The organism is Nocardiopsis suaedae, from assembly GCF_027706745.1.
Lineage (GTDB): Bacteria > Actinomycetota > Actinomycetes > Streptosporangiales > Streptosporangiaceae > Nocardiopsis_A > Nocardiopsis_A suaedae.
The window spans coordinates 15101-30017 of the sequence record NZ_JAQFWP010000019.1; the positions used below are offsets into that span (position 1 = coordinate 15101).

The following is a 14917-nucleotide window of genomic DNA, read 5'->3' on the forward strand; positions in this document are numbered from 1 at the left end:
CCGCACCGCGGGGGTCAAGGCGCGGGGATCCGGTCCGGGCCGGGTGGGCCCCCCGGGGTGCCGGGGCGGAAACGAGAACGTCACGGACGTGTTCGAAATCGACCGTTGACGCGCGGTCCGGTGGAGCCGCATCCTGTGTGTTGCGCATCCCACCCCGGGTCTCGCAGTGTGCAACAGAGGCGAAAGGATCGTCGTCGCACCCGGCCGGGACCCTCCACCCGTCGGCCCACCGTTCCGGGTGCGCACCACGGCGCCGACCCCCCTGACCCCCTGGCCGTCGAAAGATGACCGTTGACGAGCGGCGGACCGGACCGCCCTGAGTGCGTTGCGTATTACGAAATGAGTTACTTCATATGCAACTTGGAGGCGAGATGATCTTCGTGGGCGAGCTGTCCGAACTCCCGCCCGGGGAATCGGTCCGCGTACAGGGAGAGGTGGCGATCGCGGTCTTCAACGCCGACGGCGAGCTCTACGCGATCGACGACACCTGCACCCACCAGGACGCGTCGCTGTCCGACGGATGGCTGGAGGGCTGCGCTGTGGAGTGCCCCCTGCACGCGGCCTGCTTCGACCTGCGGACCGGCCGCCCCAGCGGGCCGCCCGCCAAGGAGCCCGTCCGGACCCACCGGGTCGAGGTCCAGGACGGCCGGATCTACGTCCACGAGACGGCCCCCGTCGGCGCGGCCCCCGTCGCCGCCGAGGCGGCCGTGGGCGAGGTGGTCCGATGAGGACCGCCACCGTGGTCGGGGCCTCCCTGGCCGGACTGGCGAGCGCCCGCGCGCTGCGCGAGCACGGCTTCGACGGCCGCATCACCGTCATCGGCGAGGAGAAGCACGCCCCCTACGACCGCCCGCCGCTGTCCAAGGAGTTCCTGGCGGGCACGGTGTCCGAGGACGACATCCGCCTGACCGCGGACGACGAGGACCTCCAGGTGGACTGGGCCCTGGGCCGCACCGCCACGGCCCTGCGGCCGCGGGAGCGCACCGTGGTCCTCGACGACGGCAACCGCGTCGCCTCCGACGCGGTCGTTTTGGCGACCGGGGCGCGGGCGCGCACGCTCCCCGGCCCCCTCCCCGCAGGGGTCCACACCCTGCGCACCCTCGACGACGCCCTGGCCCTGCGGCGCGAACTGGTACCGGGGGCGCGACTGGTCGTCATCGGGGGCGGGTTCATCGGCGCCGAGGTCGCCTCGACCGCGGTCGGCCTGGGCTGCGAGGTGGACGTCGTCGAAGCGGGGGCGGTCCCGCTCCAGCGCGCGCTGGGGCCCGAGATCGGGGCGTTCTGCGCGCGGCTGCACGCGCGCAACGGCGTGCGCCTGCACTCCCACGCCCGCGTCGTGGAGATCGTGGGCCACTCCAGCGTGCAGGCCGTCCGGCTGGAGGACGGGCGGCTGCTCCCGGCCGACGCGGTGGTGGCGGGCATCGGCGCCGCCCCCAACACCGAGTGGCTCCACGGGTCGGGCGTCCAGGTCGACGACGGGGTCCGCACCGACGAGGCGGGGGCCACCAACGTGCCCGGGGTGGTCGCCGTCGGCGACTGCGCCAACAGCCACCGGGCCTACACCGGGGCGCCGCTGCGGCTGGAGCACTGGACCAACGCCCTGCAGCAGCCCGCGGCGGCCGCCGCGGGCCTGCTCGGCCGCGAGCACAGCGCGCCCGCCCACCACGCGGTCCCCTACTTCTGGTCCGACCAGTACGGCCACAAGATCCAGTTCGCGGGCCGCCGCACCGACGCGAGCTCGCTGCAGGTCGAGGAGGGCGACCCCGAGACGGGCGCCTTCCTGGCCCTCTACACCGACCGCGACGAGGAGGTCACCGGCGTCCTCGCCGTCGACCTCCCCCGCCCCTTCGGCGGGTGGCGCAGAAAACTGGCCAAGCGGATCTGACCGGGGCCCCGCCCGTCCGGGCGGGGCCCCGGCGCGCTCCTTCTAGGACGCACCGCCCCGGGCGCCGGGGGCGTCGGCCGCGATCCCCGCCCTCAGGCCGATCACGGCCGCCTCGCCCCTGGTCGCCACGCCCAGCTTCTTGAGCACCGCCGAGATGTGGAACTTCACCGTGCTCTCGGCCACGCCCAGGTCATGCGCGATGGCCCGGTTGCGCTTGCCCGCCGCCACCAGGGCCAGCACCTCCCGCTCCCGGCGGTTCAGGTCCGCCGGCAGCTTCTGCTCGGCCTGCGGCGCGGGCGGGGCGAGCGGAAGCCGGACGACGACCCGGTTGCCCCAGCCGGGCACCGACTCCACCTCCAGCCCGGCGTCGAGCGTGCGCGCCCGCCCCTCCAGCGTCCGCCGCAGACCGGCCGCGTCCAGCACGCCGCCGCCCTGGTCCCGCACGTCGACCACCAGGGTGGCGCTGTCGCACACCCAGGCCACCCGCAGCCGCTCCACATCGGACTGCGCCGTCAGGGCGACCGCGACGTCATGGGTGAGCGCCCGGGCCCCATAGGCGACCTCGCCGGGCAGGGGGCCGCCGCCGTCTCCCGGCGGCACGAACTCGGCCGCCACCTCCCGGTGCCGCAGCAGGGGGTCGACCTCCTGGCGCAGCCGCTGGAAGGCGGCGTCCGGCGCCTCCTCCGAAAGGTTCCGGTCGGCGTCCCGGCGCGCCCTCAGGGCCACCAGGGCCTTGGAGGCGGCGTCGGCCGCCGCGCCCCGGGCGCCGCGGTCGTCCAACCGGGCCGAGCGCAGGGTGCTGAGGATCCCGGTGAGCGCCGCCTCGTGCGCCGCCGTCAGCTCGGCGGTGGCCCGCGTGCGCTCGCTCGACGCGGCCCGCGACTCGGCCAGGTAGTCCGGGCTGGCCTGGGCCACCTGCTGGCGGATGGAGGTCGCCACGACGCCGAAGGCGGCCGCCAGCGCCGACGGGTCGGCCGGCTCGGCCCGGCGCCGCGGGAAGAGCACGAGCAGCGTGTCCTCGCGGTCCCGCACCGCCCACACCCAGCGCTGCGCACCGGCCAGCCGGGCGTGGCCGCTCGTGTGCTCCCCGAGCGCGACGGACGACTTCAGCGCTTCGAGCTCGGCGATGGTGACCCGCTCCACGATGTCGCGCTCGCCCGCCACCTTGCGGGGGCGGCCGGTGCACTCCAGCGTGTAGACCACCAGCGCCCGGTGGGGCCACCGCTCCGACAGCATCCGGGAGAACCGGCGCGCGATGTCGGCCAGTGGGCCCGCCACCACCTCGCGCAGCGCGTGCAGTTCGGCGACATCCCCCATGTCCGGGAAGTCTAGGCGCCCCCGCCTCCGGCGGGAACGGCGCGGCCCCGCCGAAGGGAGGGAAACTCCCCGCCTTCCGGCGGGCTCCCCGTCCGGGCCGCCCGGTCCTACCGTCGCGGTGAGTGCCGCGCGCCGCCGCGCGCGGCCGGTCGCAGCATCGGAGGAACACCAGGCATGCCACAGCAGGTACGCGGCGTCGTCGCCAGGAAGAAGGGCGCCCCCGTCGAGGTCGCCGACATCGTCGTCCCCGACCCGGGGCCGGGGGAGGCCGTGGTCGCCATCGCGGCCTGCGGGGTGTGCCACACCGACCTGACCTACCGGGAGGGCGGCATCAACGACGAGTTCCCCTTCCTGCTCGGCCACGAGGCGGCGGGCACGGTGGAGAGCGTCGGGGAGGGGGTCGAGGACGTGGCCCCCGGCGACTTCGTCGTGCTGAACTGGCGCGCGGTGTGCGGGAGCTGCCGCGCCTGCAAGCGCGGCCGCGCGCAGTACTGCTTCGACACCTTCAACGCCGCGCAGCCGATGACCCTGGCGGACGGGACCGAGCTGTCCCCGGCCCTGGGCATCGGCGCGTTCGCGGAGAAGACGCTCGTGCACGCCGGCCAGTGCACCAAGGTCGACCCGGCCGCGGACCCGGCCGTCGTCGGGCTGCTGGGGTGCGGGGTGATGGCCGGGCTCGGCGCGGCCGTCAACACCGGGGGCGTGGGCCGCGGCGACTCGGTCGCCGTCATCGGCTGCGGCGGCGTCGGCGACGCCGCGGTGGCCGGGGCGCGCCTGGCCGGGGCCGGGACCATCATCGCCGTGGACCGCGACGCCGGGAAGCTGGAGTGGGCCAAGGAGCTGGGCGCCACCCACACCGTCGACGCCTCCGCGGCCGACACGGTCGAGGAGGTGCGCGCCCTCACCGGGGGCTTCGGCGCCGACGTCGTCATCGACGCGGTCGGCCGCCCCGAGACCTTCGAGCAGGCCTTCTACGCCCGCGACCTGGCCGGGACCGTGGTGCTGGTGGGCGTGCCCACCCCCGAGATGCGCCTCGAACTGCCCTTCCTCGACGTCTTCGGGCGCGGCGGGGCGCTGAAGTCCTCCTGGTACGGCGACTGCCTGCCCGAGCGCGACTTCCCCATGCTGGTGGACCTGTACCGCCAGGGGCGCCTGCCGCTGGAGCGGTTCGTCACCGAGCGCATCGGCATCGAGGAGGTCGAGCAGGCCTTCCACACCATGCACGAGGGCGAAGTGCTGCGCTCGGTGGTGGTCCTGTGAGCGGCGCGCTGCGGATCGACCGCGTGGTCACCTCCGGCCTGTTCGAGCTCGACGGGGGCGCCTGGGAGGTCGACAACAACGTCTGGGTGGTCGGCGACGACGACGAGGCGGTGGTGATCGACGCCGCGCACGACGCCGAGCCCATCGTCAAGGCCGTCGGCGGGCGGGACGTGGCCGCGGTGGTGTGCACCCACGGGCACACCGACCACGTCACCGTCGCCCCGCGGCTGGGGCGGGAGCTGGACGCGCCGGTCCTGCTGCACTCCGGCGACGACGTGCTGTGGCGGATGAGCCACGAGGGCCGGTCCTACCGGCACCTCGACGACGGCCACCGCATCGGGGTCGCGGGCACCGAGCTGGTCGCGATCCACACGCCGGGCCACTCGCCGGGCTCGGTGTGCCTGCACCTGCCCGAGGCGGGGGCGCTGTTCTCCGGGGACACGCTGTTCTCCGGTGGGCCGGGGGCGACCGGGCGGTCCTACTCGGACTTCCCGACGATCATCGGCTCCATCCGCGAGCGCCTGTTCCGCTTGCCGGAGGAGACCCGCGTCCACACCGGCCACGGCGACGGCACCACGATCGGCTCGGAGGCGCCGCACCTGGCGGAGTGGATCGCCCGCGGCCACTGAGCCGGCCGCGGAGCCGGCTACTGAGCGGGCGTGTGCACCGGTCCCCCAGGGCCGGGGCCGGTGCACACGCCCTGTCCCGGTCCGGGGCCGTTCGGCCGGACCGGGCGCCCCCTCACCGGGGCGGCGGGAGTGACCGGAGTGACAGGGGACAGGCGCACCCGAATGTGCTAGTGTCACAGACGGGTTGCAGTCTGGATTTCGCTTGATCGCTTGATCGCCCGCGGAGTTTCGGCCAGCGGGCGTTTTTTCGTTCCGGAAAAGGGTTCGCGGCAGCCCCGGGCGCCGCAGCCCGCGGCGTCGGTTTCATTGCAGAAGGAACGAGGAGGCCGCCATGGCCACCGGAACCGTCAAGTGGTTCAACAGCGAAAAGGGCTACGGCTTCATCAGCCAGGATGAGGGCGGCCCGGACGTCTTCGTCCACTACTCCAGCATCGCCGGCTCCGGCTTCCGGAACCTTGAGGAGAACCAGCGCGTGGAGTTCGACATCGCGCAGGGCCCCAAGGGCCCGCAGGCCCAGGACGTCCAGGGCCTCTGAGGAGGACCGGCACGACGTGCCCGCCCCGCCGCCTCACCGGGCCCGGGGCGGAGGGCGGACGGCCCCCGCAGCCACCGGCTGCGGGGGCCGTCCCTTTTTCCCGGGCGGTGCGGGGGGCGCCCGGGAGGCCGGGCCGGAGGTCAGTCCCCTAACCCGATCCGCATGAAGGTGATCGAGTTCTGCGGGAACGTGTGGGTGAACGAGGAGTCCACGCCCTCGATGGTGGAGGTCTCGGGCGCCACGGGACGGTCCTCCGCCGTGTTCTCCGCGTCCGGGTCCGCGGCCAGCACCGTCAGCTCCGCGGTCGGCGCGACCTCGGCGCCGCCCAGGTCGATGGAGGTGCGCGCCTCCTCGCTCTGGGCGTTGACGACCTTCACGATGTACTCGCCGGTCTCCTCGTCGTGCGTGACGACCTGCCGGAACGGCTCGGGCGCGGGCGCGGTGAAGCTGTTCCACTCCTCGCCGTCCAGGTAGAGGGTGACGTCGCGCCCGCGCACCTCGATGCGGACGTCATAGGCGCGCCCGGCCTCGATGGTGGTCTCGTCGGAGACCACGGTGCTCTTCGCCCCTCCGGAGGCGTGCTCCACGGCGGACCGGGTGTTGCCCCAGCCGCCCAGGTTCCACCAGTAGTAGTCCTGGCTTCCCTGCACCCCGAAGCCGATGAGGAAGCCCTCGTCGCCTTCGCGCTTGGTGGCGGTGACCTCCATGTCGTAGTCGGTCCAGCCGGGGTCGCCCGCCATGACCATCGTGTTCTCGCCGGCCGTCTCGGTCTGGACGTACGCGCCGTCCTCCACGGCCCAGCTCCCGGCGTCGGTGATGTGCTCCCACCGGTCGGCGCCGCCGGAGAAGTCGTCGCTGAGCAGCGTCTCACCGCCGGCGGAGGTCACCTTCACGTCGTCGTACTCGGCGCTGGTGTTCCAGGTCGACAGGCCCACCGCCCCGGTGATCGGCCCGCTGGCGTCCGGGGTGCCCGAGGCGGTGCTGGGCACGACCGCGTCGCCGGTGTTCCGCGCGAACAGCCGCTGCACCTCGTAGTTGGCCGACCCCCAGCTCCGGGTGGTGTCGAACCAGATCATGTCGGGCGTCCACTGGGCGTCCCACTCGGCGGCCAGGAGCGGTGCGTAGGAGGCCATCTTCACCACGTCGGCGTTGCGCTCCAGCCCGGTCATGTAGGCGGCCTCGGCCAGGGCGTTGGAGAAGCGGTTGCCCTGGGAGGCGTACTCGCCCAGGTAGACGTCCGGACCCTCCCGGTCATAGGAGTCGTAGCGCTCGTTGTTGGACAGGAACCACTCGGGCGAGTTGTAGTAGTGCTCGTCGACCAGCTCCACGCCGTGCTCGCGGTTGAGCTCCCAGGCGCGCTCGAAGACGGTGCCGCCGGAGGCCGGGCCGGAGTTGCCGACCACCGTGATGTCCGGGTACTCGGCCTCGATCGCGTCGCGGAACTCCACGAACCGCTCGAAGAACTCCTCGGGCAGGTTCTCCTCGTTGCCGACCTGCACGTGCGTCAGGCCGAAGGGCTCGGGGTGCCCCATCTCGGCGCGCAGCCCGCCCCACTCGGAGTCGGCCGGGCCGTTGGCGAACTCGATCAGGTCGAGGGTGTCCTGGACGTGGCGCTCCAGCAGCTCGGGGTCGTCGGTGGCCTCGTTCTCGCCGCAGCCGGTGACCAGGGCGGGGACGACCGGGAGCGGCATGGCGCCCAGGTCCTCGGCGAACTGGAAGTACTCGTAGTACCCCAGGCCGTAGGACTGGTTGTAGCCCCAGAAATTGTGGTTGACGGCGCGCTCCTCGACCGGGCCGACGGTGTCCTTCCATTGGAAGGAGCGCTCGCGGGGCCAGTCGGGCGCCTCATAGGCCTCGTGGCTGCCGGTGTTGACCAGGCAGCCGCCGGGGAAGCGCACGAACCCGGGGTCGAGGCCGGCGATCTTCTCGGCGATGTCGGCGCGCAGGCCGTTCTCCCGGCCCTTGAACGTGTCGCGGGGGAAGAGCGAGACCATGTCCAGACTCAGCGAGCCGCCGCCGCTGCCGGTGACCGCCAGCCTGCCCGCGGTGCTGGACGAGTCGGCGGTGAGGGTCCCGGAGTACTGGGCCCACTCCCGGCCGCCCGCCTCCAGCTCCAGCGGCGCGGCGAGGGGGGCGCCCTGGGGGTCGGTGAGCCGCACGGTGAGCGGAGTCGTTCCGCTTCCGGCCGCCTTGGCCCAGACCGAGAAGTCGTACTCCGCGCCCTCCTCGACGGGGATGCCGGTGGAATAGCCGGTGTTGGCCACGCCGTATTCGCCGCCGTCGGCGGGCAGCGCCAGCCGGAGGTAATTGCGGTTGCGCTCATTGAGGCGGCCGTCGTCGCCGACGACTTCGGCGTTTCCGTCGGCGCCTCCGTCGGCGACCGCCTCCCACGAGGTCATCGGGGTGTAGTCCGCATTGTCGGCGGTGCTGTATTCGAACGACCGGTTCTGGACGAGTTCGGCGTACAGCCCGCCGTCGGCGGCGTGGTTGATGTCCTCCATGAAGATGCCGTACATGCCGTCGCCGATGTTCGGCCCGGTCGCCGCGGTGTCGACGTCGATGGTGTAGTCGGTCGCGGCGGACGCGGGCGCCGCCGCGGTCACGCACAGCGCGCAGGCGAGCAGTGCGCCGGTCGCGGCGGCCGTCACGGCCGTTCTCTTCCGGTGTGTCTTCGGTGGCACGTCTCCTCCGATGGGGATGCGCCTCCGGCGGTGGGAGGCGGAGCGGGAGAGGATCGAATGGGCCGGGAGAAGGGCGCCGGACCGGCGGAATGCAGGGGGGCCGCATTCCTCTTTCGGTGGTGCCGGGCGCCGTTCACCGGGGGATAGGGGGAAACGCCGACGGCGTTCTGCGCCAGGACCTCCTTGAGTGGAATGTTAGCGCTAACATTTCGATTCGGGAGGGTGGGTCCGGTCGGCCGGGGATATTTCCTCGAGGTTGCCGCCCGGCCGGAGGGGTGTCAAGGGGGCCGGGAGGGGCGGGTGCGCCGGAGGTGCGCCCGGGAGCGGATGGAACGTCTCAGAGCGGTAAACGTGTATTGACTGCCCGACTGTTAGCGCTAACAGTGGTGACGCACCTCACTCGCCGGACCCCGTGACGCCCCCACTCCCGATCCCCGCCCCGCTCCGGCGCACCTACGTCCCCCCGATTGTTAGCGCTAACACCCGGCCGTCCCGGCCGGTGGGCGCGGAAGGGCTCCCATGAACAAGGCACTCTCCACGACCGCCGCGGCCGTCGCGCTCACCGCCGCGGCGACCGCCTGCGGCTCGGGCGGCGGCCAAGGCGGCCAAGGCGGCGGCGACGACACCATCGTCCTCGGCTTCTCCCAGGTCGGCGCCGAGAGCGGCTGGCGCACCGCCAACACCGAGTCCATCAAGGCCGCCGCCGACGAGGCGGGCATCGAGCTGAAGTTCTCCGACGCCCAGCAGCAGCAGGAGAACCAGATCCAGGCCATCCGCAGCTTCATCCAGCAGGACGTCGACGTCATCGCCTTCTCGCCCGTCGTCGAGTCGGGCTGGGACACCGTCCTCGCCGAGGCGCGCACCGCCGGGATCCCCGTCGTGCTCACCGACCGCGCGGTCGAGACCGGCCAGGAGGACGTCTACGAGACCTTCCTCGGCTCCGACTTCGTCGAGGAGGGCCGCAACGCCGGGCGCTACGTGGTCGAGGAGTTCGCCGACTCCGACGAGGACGTGAACATCGTCGAGCTGCAGGGCACCACCGGCTCCGCGCCCGCCATCGACCGCAAGGAGGGCTTCGCCGAGATCATCGGCGAGGACGACAAGTTCGAGATCATCGCCTCCCAGGACGGCGACTTCACCCGGGCCGGCGGCCAGGAGGTCATGCAGGCCTTCCTCGGCTCCCACGACGACATCGACGTCCTCTACGCCCACAACGACGACATGGCGCTCGGCGCGATCGAGTCCATCGAGGCGGCCGGGCTCAAGCCCGGTGAGGACATCAAGATCGTCTCGGTGGACGGCATCAAGGCCGCCTTCCAGGCGATGGCCGAGGGGAAGATCAACCAGGTCGTCGAGTGCAACCCGCTGATCGGTCCGCAGTTGATGGACCTGGTGGAGAAGGTGCACGCGGGCGAGGAGGTCCCCGAGCGCGTCGAGGTGGAGGAGGGCGTCTTCGGCCAGGACCAGGCCGAGGAGGAGCTGCCGAACCGCCAGTACTGACCCGCCCGCCACCGACGCGAAGGAGGGGCCGTGGAGACCGCGGCCGGACCCGCTGTGCAGATGAGCGGGATCGTGAAGGACTTCCCCGGCGTCCGGGCCCTGGACGGCGCCGGGCTCCACCTCGAACCGGGGGAGGTGCACGCGCTGCTGGGTGAGAACGGGGCCGGGAAGTCGACCCTGATCAAGGTCCTGACCGGCGTGCACCGGCCCGACGCCGGAAGCATCGAGGTCGGGGGCCGCCCGGTCGCGGTCGACGGCCCACAGGACGCCGAGCGCCACGGGATCGCCACCGTCTACCAGGAGGTGAACCTGTGCCCGAACCTGTCGGTGGCCGAGAACGTGCTGCTGGGCCGCGAGCCGCGCGGCCGGTTCGGGATCTCCCCGCGGCGCATGAACCGGCGGGCGGCCGAGCTGGCCTCCGGCATGGGGCTCGACCTCGACGTCACCCGCGCCCTGGGCGAGTACCCCATCGCGGTCCAGCAGCTCGTCGCCATCCTGCGGGCGGTGGACCTCGACGCCCGGGTGCTGGTCCTGGACGAGCCCACCTCCAGCCTGGACCGCGACGAGGTGCGCATCCTGTTCGGCCTGGTGGAGCGGCTGCGCTCGCGCGGGGTGGCGATCCTGTTCGTCACCCACTTCCTCGACCAGGTCTACGAGCTGTGCGGCCGCATGACCGTGCTGCGCAACGGGCGCCCGGTCGGCACGTTCACCACCGACGAGCTGGACCAGCGCGGACTGGTCGGGCTCATGCTCGGTGAGCAGGCAGGGGAGCTGGACCGGGTGGAGGGGCGCGCCCACGAGGGCGCGCCGCCCCCGGACGAGCCCCCGCTGCTGCACGCGCGCGGGCTGGGGCGCGAGGGCGGCGTCGCCCCCTACGACCTGGACGTGGCGCCGGGGCAGATCGTCGGCCTGGCCGGCCTGCTGGGCTCCGGGCGGACCGAGGCCGTGCGGCTCCTCTTCGGGGCCGACCGCCCCGACAGCGGGAGCCTGGAGGTCGACGGGCGGCTGGTGTCGCTGCGCACGCCGCGCGCGCCCATCGCCGCGGGGCTGGCCTACTGCTCGGAGGACCGCAAGGCCGAGGGGCTGGTGGCCGACCTGTCGGTCGCCGACAACCTGCTGCTGGCCATGCAGGCCGCCCGCGGGTGGATGCGGCCGATGCCCCGCAAGGCGCGCGCGGAGCTGGTCGAACGCTACATCTCCGCGCTGCGTGTCAGGACCGCCTCGCCGGACACCCCCGTGGGCGCCCTCAGCGGCGGCAACCAGCAGAAGGTGCTGCTGGGCCGGTGGCTCATCATGCGGCCGCGGCTGCTCATCCTCGACGAGCCCACGCGCGGGATCGACGTCGGCGCCAAGGCGGAGGTGCAGCGCCTGGTGGCGGCCGAGGCCGAGGAGGGGACGGCGGTGCTGTTCGTCTCCTCCGAACTGGAGGAGGTGCTGCGGCTGAGCCACCGGGTGGTGGTCCTGCGGGACCGGCGGGTGGTCTCCGCCCTCGACAACGACGGCGGGCTGGACGTGGACGGCGTGCTCGCCGAGATCGCCGAAGGGGGTGCGCGGTGATGGCCGCGCAGACGCGGCGGCTCGCGTGGCCGCTCCTGGTGCTCGTCGGGCTGCTGGCCGCCAACGCGGTCGCCACCCCGGGCTTCTTCGCCGTCACCGTCAAGGGCGGGCGGCTGTACGGCAGCCTGGTCGACATCCTGCACTTCGGCGCGCCCCTGCTGCTGATCGCCCTGGGCATGACCGTGGTGATCGCGCTGCGCGGGATCGACCTGTCGGTGGGCGCCGTGGTGGCCGTCTCCGGCGCCGTGGCCTGCGAGATCATCGTCGCCGCGGGGGATCCCTCATCGCCGGGGGCGGTCGCCGGGGCGGTCGCGGCCGCCCTGGCGCTGTCGGCGCTGCTGGGGCTGTGGAACGGGTTCCTGGCGGCGGTGCTGCGCATCCAGCCGATCGTGGCGACCCTGATCCTCATGGTCGCGGGGCGGGGCCTGGCCCAGCTCATCACCGACGGCCAGATCACCACCGTGACCAGCGAGCCCTACCGGGGGATCGCGGCGGGCAGCCTGGCGGCGGTGCCCTACACCGTGCTCATGGCGGCGGTGACCGTGCTGGTCATGTGGGTGGCGCTGCGCCGCACCGCGCTGGGGCTGTTCGTCGAGGCCGTCGGCGGCAACGCCGAGGCGGCCCGGCTGGCGGGGATCCGCGCGACCGGGCTGTCGGTGGCGGCCTACGCCGTCTGCGGCCTGTGCGCCGGGCTCGCCGGGATCGTCATCAGCGCCAACACCGGCAGCGCCGACGGCAACAACGCGGGGCTGTGGATCGAGCTGGACGCGATCCTCGCCGTGGTGATCGGCGGGACGCTGCTGACCGGCGGCCGGTTCTCGATCGCCGGGACCGTGCTGGGCGCGGTCATCGTGCAGACCCTGTCCACGACGGTCTACACCATGGGGGTGCCGCCGGAGAGCGCCCTGGTGTTCAAGGCGGTCGTGGTGTTCGTGGTGTGCCTGCTGCAGTCGCCGCGGTTCCGCGCGCAGGTCGCGGCGCCGTTCCGGCGCGGCGGGCCGCCGGCACCGGCGGGGGGTGCGGGCGGCCCCGCGCCCGAGGAGGAGGACGGCACCATGCCCACTGCGACCGGCGACGGCCGGCCGGACCCCCGGGAGGTGCGGCGATGACGGGCCTTTCGACCCCGACCCCGGCCGCGTCCGCGGCGGCCCGTGTCCGCGCCCTGGTGGACGGGCGGCGCAGGTTCATCCCGGTGGCCGTGTCCGGCCTGGTGCTCGTGCTGCTGTTCGCGGTCGGCTCGGTGCGCTACACGGGGTTCGCCGAACCGCAGGTGATGCTGAACCTGCTGGTGAACAATTCCTTCCTCATCGTGCTGGCGGTGGGGGTGACGTTCGTGATCCTGGCGGGCGGCATCGACCTGTCGACGGGGTCGGTGCTGGCGCTGTCGGCGATGATCTGCGCGTGGCTGCTGCGCGAGGGCTGGCCCCCGCTGCTGGTGATCCCGGTCGCGCTGCTGGCCGGGGCCGCCATCGGCTTCCTGCAGGGGTGCATCATCCACTTCTACGGGGTGCAGCCCTTCATCGCCACGCTCGGCGGCATGTTCTTCGCCCGGGGGCTGTGCTACCTGATCAGCACGGAGTCGATCCCGATCACCGACCCGCTGTTCGGCACGCTCGCCCAGGCGCGGGTGCCGCTGCCGGGAGGGACGTCGCTGTCCCTGGGCGCGGTGGTGGCGCTGGCCGCGGCGGGTGCGGCGGCCTTCGTGCTGCACCGGACCCGGTTCGGGCGCAGCGTCTACGCGGTCGGCGGCAGCGAGTCCTCGGCGATGCTGATGGGCCTGCCGGTGGGCCGCGTGAAGATCGGGGTCTACACGGTCAGCGGGTTCTGCGCGGCACTGGGGGGCGTGCTCTACACGCTCTACATCGCCTCCGGGAACAGCCTGCACGGCCTGGGCATGGAGCTGGACGCGATCGCCGCCGTGGTGATCGGCGGAACGCTGCTCACGGGCGGCTTCGGCTACGTGCTGGGCAGCGTCGTGGGCGTGCTGACACTGGGCACGATCCAGACGATCCTGGTCTTCGAGGGCACCTTGAGCTCCTGGTGGACCAGGATCGTCGCGGGGGTGCTCCTGCTGGTGTTCATCCTGCTGCAGAGGGCCCTGGCCCCACGCACGGTGAAATGACCCCTGAGGACGTGGTGGCCGCCGGCGCCGGGGATCCGGGGTTGTGCTCCTTCGTCGGCGTCTGCCATCATCCGTCCATGACCGACATGAAAGGCGGCCCTGCCGCTCTCCGGTGACCGGGCGTCGTGGGGCTGAGAACCCCGACACCGAGTCCCTGTCCCTCCTTCGGCGCGCGGCCGCCATCCGAGACGAATGGCTGGCGCACGGCCTTTCCACGGAACCGGCCGACCGCCCCGCCGCCGAAGCCGCGATCTCCGCGCTGTACCGGCTCGTCGACCGCCCCCCGCCGCGGTTCGTCTGGGCCGACTCCCCCGGATCGGCCCTGTACCCCGGATCCCCGCTGCGCCGTGCGGAGCCCACGCTCGCCTACCTGAACGCGCCGGACGCCGTCAAAGGCGCCGACCCGCCGGTCCATGTCCGGCTCGCCGACCTGTGGAGCGGGATGCGCTCCCGGCTCGACCGCGCGGTCGCTCTCCGCCTGCGGACTCCGCAGGGAGCGCCGCGCCCGCCCGCGACCCTGCCGGCCGTCCCACCGGAGCGCGCCCTGCGCGACGGCGTCGGGATCGGGGCGATGATCGACGTCACCGTGCGCCACTCCCTGACGGTGTCCCTGCGCGACGCGGTGCGGGCGCCGCTGCTCACCGAGTTCGCCGCCTGCTCGCCGCGCCCGCTGGCCGACGCCTTCCGCGGCCAGCACGACGCCTTCCAGGTCGGCCCGTACGACGCCTGGAACAGGCTCGGCCTGGCCTCCTACCCCGCCTGGGCGCAAGGGCTCCTGGACCTGTGGTCGGCCACGGCCCGCTCCTGCGGCTGGTGGTGGCCGGGCGAGGAGGTGTGCGTGGTGGCCGAGCGGACGGCCGCGCTCCACAGCGAGCCGATGCCCGACGCCGTCCACGGCGAGGTGCGCCTCCACCACGACGGCGGGCCCGCCGTGCTCTACCGCGACGGCTGGGGCGCGCACGTCCTCAACGGGGCACGCGTCCCGGCGTGGGTGCTCACCAACCCCACCCCGGAGCGGATCGCGGCCGAGGCCAACGTGGAGGTGCGGCGCGCCGCCATCGAGCGCATCGGCTGGGACGCCTACATCGACGCCGCCGGGCTGTCCCTGGTCGCGGCCGCGCCCGACCCCGGAAACCCCGGCTCCGAGCTGCGGCTCTACGACATGCCGGAGTCCCCGGTGGCCGTGCCCGGCGCGCGGACCGGGCCGGGGCCGACCGGCCGGGTGCTGGTCGTGGTCAACGGCTCGCTCGAACGCGACGGCACACGGCGCCGGTACGGGCTGCCCGTCCCCGGCTCCCTCGACGACCCGGTCGACGCGGCCGGATGGACCTACGGCCTCTCGCGCGACGTCTACGCCCGACTGGCGCGCCGCACCTGACCCCCTGTCCACGGCGACGCGAACCGCCACCGAGCACACCCACAGGTGACCAC

12 protein-coding genes are annotated in these 14917 nt (G+C 73.5%); 10 read left to right on the top strand and 2 right to left on the bottom strand.

Annotated elements, in window-relative coordinates:
• The first annotated feature begins 353 nt into the window (after nt 1-353).
• Both O4U47_RS12220 and O4U47_RS12225 read left to right on the top strand, forming a co-directional pair.
• A complete protein-coding gene (locus tag O4U47_RS12220; RefSeq protein WP_333563644.1) occupies nt 354-728 on the top strand; it encodes a bifunctional 3-phenylpropionate/cinnamic acid dioxygenase ferredoxin subunit in 375 nt (124 codons plus the stop codon).
• Entirely contained in the window at nt 725-1885 is a 1161-nt protein-coding gene (locus O4U47_RS12225) for an NAD(P)/FAD-dependent oxidoreductase (protein ID WP_270677938.1), read from the top strand. The genes O4U47_RS12220 and O4U47_RS12225 overlap by 4 nt, the downstream gene beginning before the upstream one ends.
• Nucleotides 1886-1927: 42 nt before the next feature.
• Here O4U47_RS12225 and O4U47_RS12230 read toward each other — a convergent pair whose 3' ends face one another.
• A complete protein-coding gene (locus O4U47_RS12230) occupies nt 1928-3202 on the bottom strand; it encodes a helix-turn-helix transcriptional regulator (RefSeq protein WP_270677939.1) in 1275 nt (424 codons plus the stop codon).
• A gap of 174 nt (nt 3203-3376) precedes the next feature.
• Between O4U47_RS12230 and O4U47_RS12235 the strand changes: the two genes are divergently transcribed.
• The 3 genes from O4U47_RS12235 to O4U47_RS12245 all read left to right on the top strand — a co-directional run bounded on the left by O4U47_RS12235 (nt 3377) and on the right by O4U47_RS12245 (nt 5626).
• Nucleotides 3377-4462 carry an S-(hydroxymethyl)mycothiol dehydrogenase gene (locus O4U47_RS12235; RefSeq protein ID WP_270677940.1) on the top strand — a complete coding sequence of 362 codons (1086 nt, stop codon included), beginning with the start codon at nt 3377-3379 and terminating at the stop codon, nt 4460-4462.
• Nucleotides 4459-5091, top strand: a complete 633-nt coding sequence (locus tag O4U47_RS12240) for an MBL fold metallo-hydrolase (RefSeq protein ID WP_270677941.1) — start codon at nt 4459-4461, stop codon at nt 5089-5091. Before O4U47_RS12235 ends, O4U47_RS12240 begins: the two co-directional genes overlap by 4 nt.
• 331 nt (nt 5092-5422) lie before the next feature.
• On the top strand, nt 5423-5626 hold the full coding sequence (locus O4U47_RS12245) for a cold-shock protein (RefSeq protein ID WP_017623812.1): 204 nt from the start codon (nt 5423-5425) through the stop codon (nt 5624-5626).
• A gap of 140 nt (nt 5627-5766) precedes the next feature.
• Here the strand turns inward: O4U47_RS12245 and O4U47_RS12250 are convergent, their stop codons facing one another.
• Nucleotides 5767-8274 carry an alpha-L-arabinofuranosidase C-terminal domain-containing protein gene (locus tag O4U47_RS12250; protein WP_270677942.1) on the bottom strand — a complete coding sequence of 836 codons (2508 nt, stop codon included), beginning with the start codon at nt 8272-8274 and terminating at the stop codon, nt 5767-5769.
• Nucleotides 8275-8826: 552 nt separating this feature from the next.
• Between O4U47_RS12250 and O4U47_RS12255 the strand changes: the two genes are divergently transcribed.
• The 5 genes from O4U47_RS12255 (at nt 8827) to O4U47_RS12275 (ending at nt 14864) form a co-directional block, all read left to right on the top strand.
• Entirely contained in the window at nt 8827-9807 is a 981-nt protein-coding gene (locus tag O4U47_RS12255; protein WP_270677943.1) for an ABC transporter substrate-binding protein, read from the top strand.
• A gap of 30 nt (nt 9808-9837) precedes the next feature.
• Nucleotides 9838-11364, top strand: coding sequence for a sugar ABC transporter ATP-binding protein (locus O4U47_RS12260; RefSeq protein ID WP_333563645.1), 1527 nt, complete (start codon nt 9838-9840; stop codon nt 11362-11364).
• Complete coding sequence (locus O4U47_RS12265) at nt 11364-12473, top strand: ABC transporter permease (protein ID WP_270677944.1); 1110 nt, start codon at nt 11364-11366, stop codon at nt 12471-12473. The genes O4U47_RS12260 and O4U47_RS12265 overlap by 1 nt, the downstream gene beginning before the upstream one ends.
• On the top strand, nt 12470-13486 hold the full coding sequence (yjfF, locus tag O4U47_RS12270; protein WP_270677945.1) for a galactofuranose ABC transporter, permease protein YjfF: 1017 nt from the start codon (nt 12470-12472) through the stop codon (nt 13484-13486). Before O4U47_RS12265 ends, yjfF begins: the two co-directional genes overlap by 4 nt.
• A 112-nt stretch (nt 13487-13598) precedes the next feature.
• Nucleotides 13599-14864: a DUF6745 domain-containing protein gene (locus tag O4U47_RS12275; protein WP_270677946.1), complete on the top strand. Its 1266-nt coding sequence runs from the start codon at nt 13599-13601 to the stop codon at nt 14862-14864.
• The last annotated feature ends 53 nt before the right edge of the window (nt 14865-14917 follow it).

Coding starts and splice junctions, on each gene's coding strand:
- O4U47_RS12220 (WP_333563644.1), top strand. CDS start 354: ATGCAACTTGGAGGCGAGATGATCTTCGTGGGCGAGCTGTCCGAACTC.
- O4U47_RS12225 (WP_270677938.1), top strand. CDS start 725: ATGAGGACCGCCACCGTGGTCGGGGCCTCCCTGGCCGGACTGGCGAGC.
- O4U47_RS12230 (WP_270677939.1), bottom strand. CDS start 3,202: ATGGGGGATGTCGCCGAACTGCACGCGCTGCGCGAGGTGGTGGCGGGC.
- O4U47_RS12235 (WP_270677940.1), top strand. CDS start 3,377: ATGCCACAGCAGGTACGCGGCGTCGTCGCCAGGAAGAAGGGCGCCCCC.
- O4U47_RS12245 (WP_017623812.1), top strand. CDS start 5,423: ATGGCCACCGGAACCGTCAAGTGGTTCAACAGCGAAAAGGGCTACGGC.
- O4U47_RS12255 (WP_270677943.1), top strand. CDS start 8,827: ATGAACAAGGCACTCTCCACGACCGCCGCGGCCGTCGCGCTCACCGCC.
- O4U47_RS12265 (WP_270677944.1), top strand. CDS start 11,364: ATGGCCGCGCAGACGCGGCGGCTCGCGTGGCCGCTCCTGGTGCTCGTC.
- yjfF (WP_270677945.1), top strand. CDS start 12,470: ATGACGGGCCTTTCGACCCCGACCCCGGCCGCGTCCGCGGCGGCCCGT.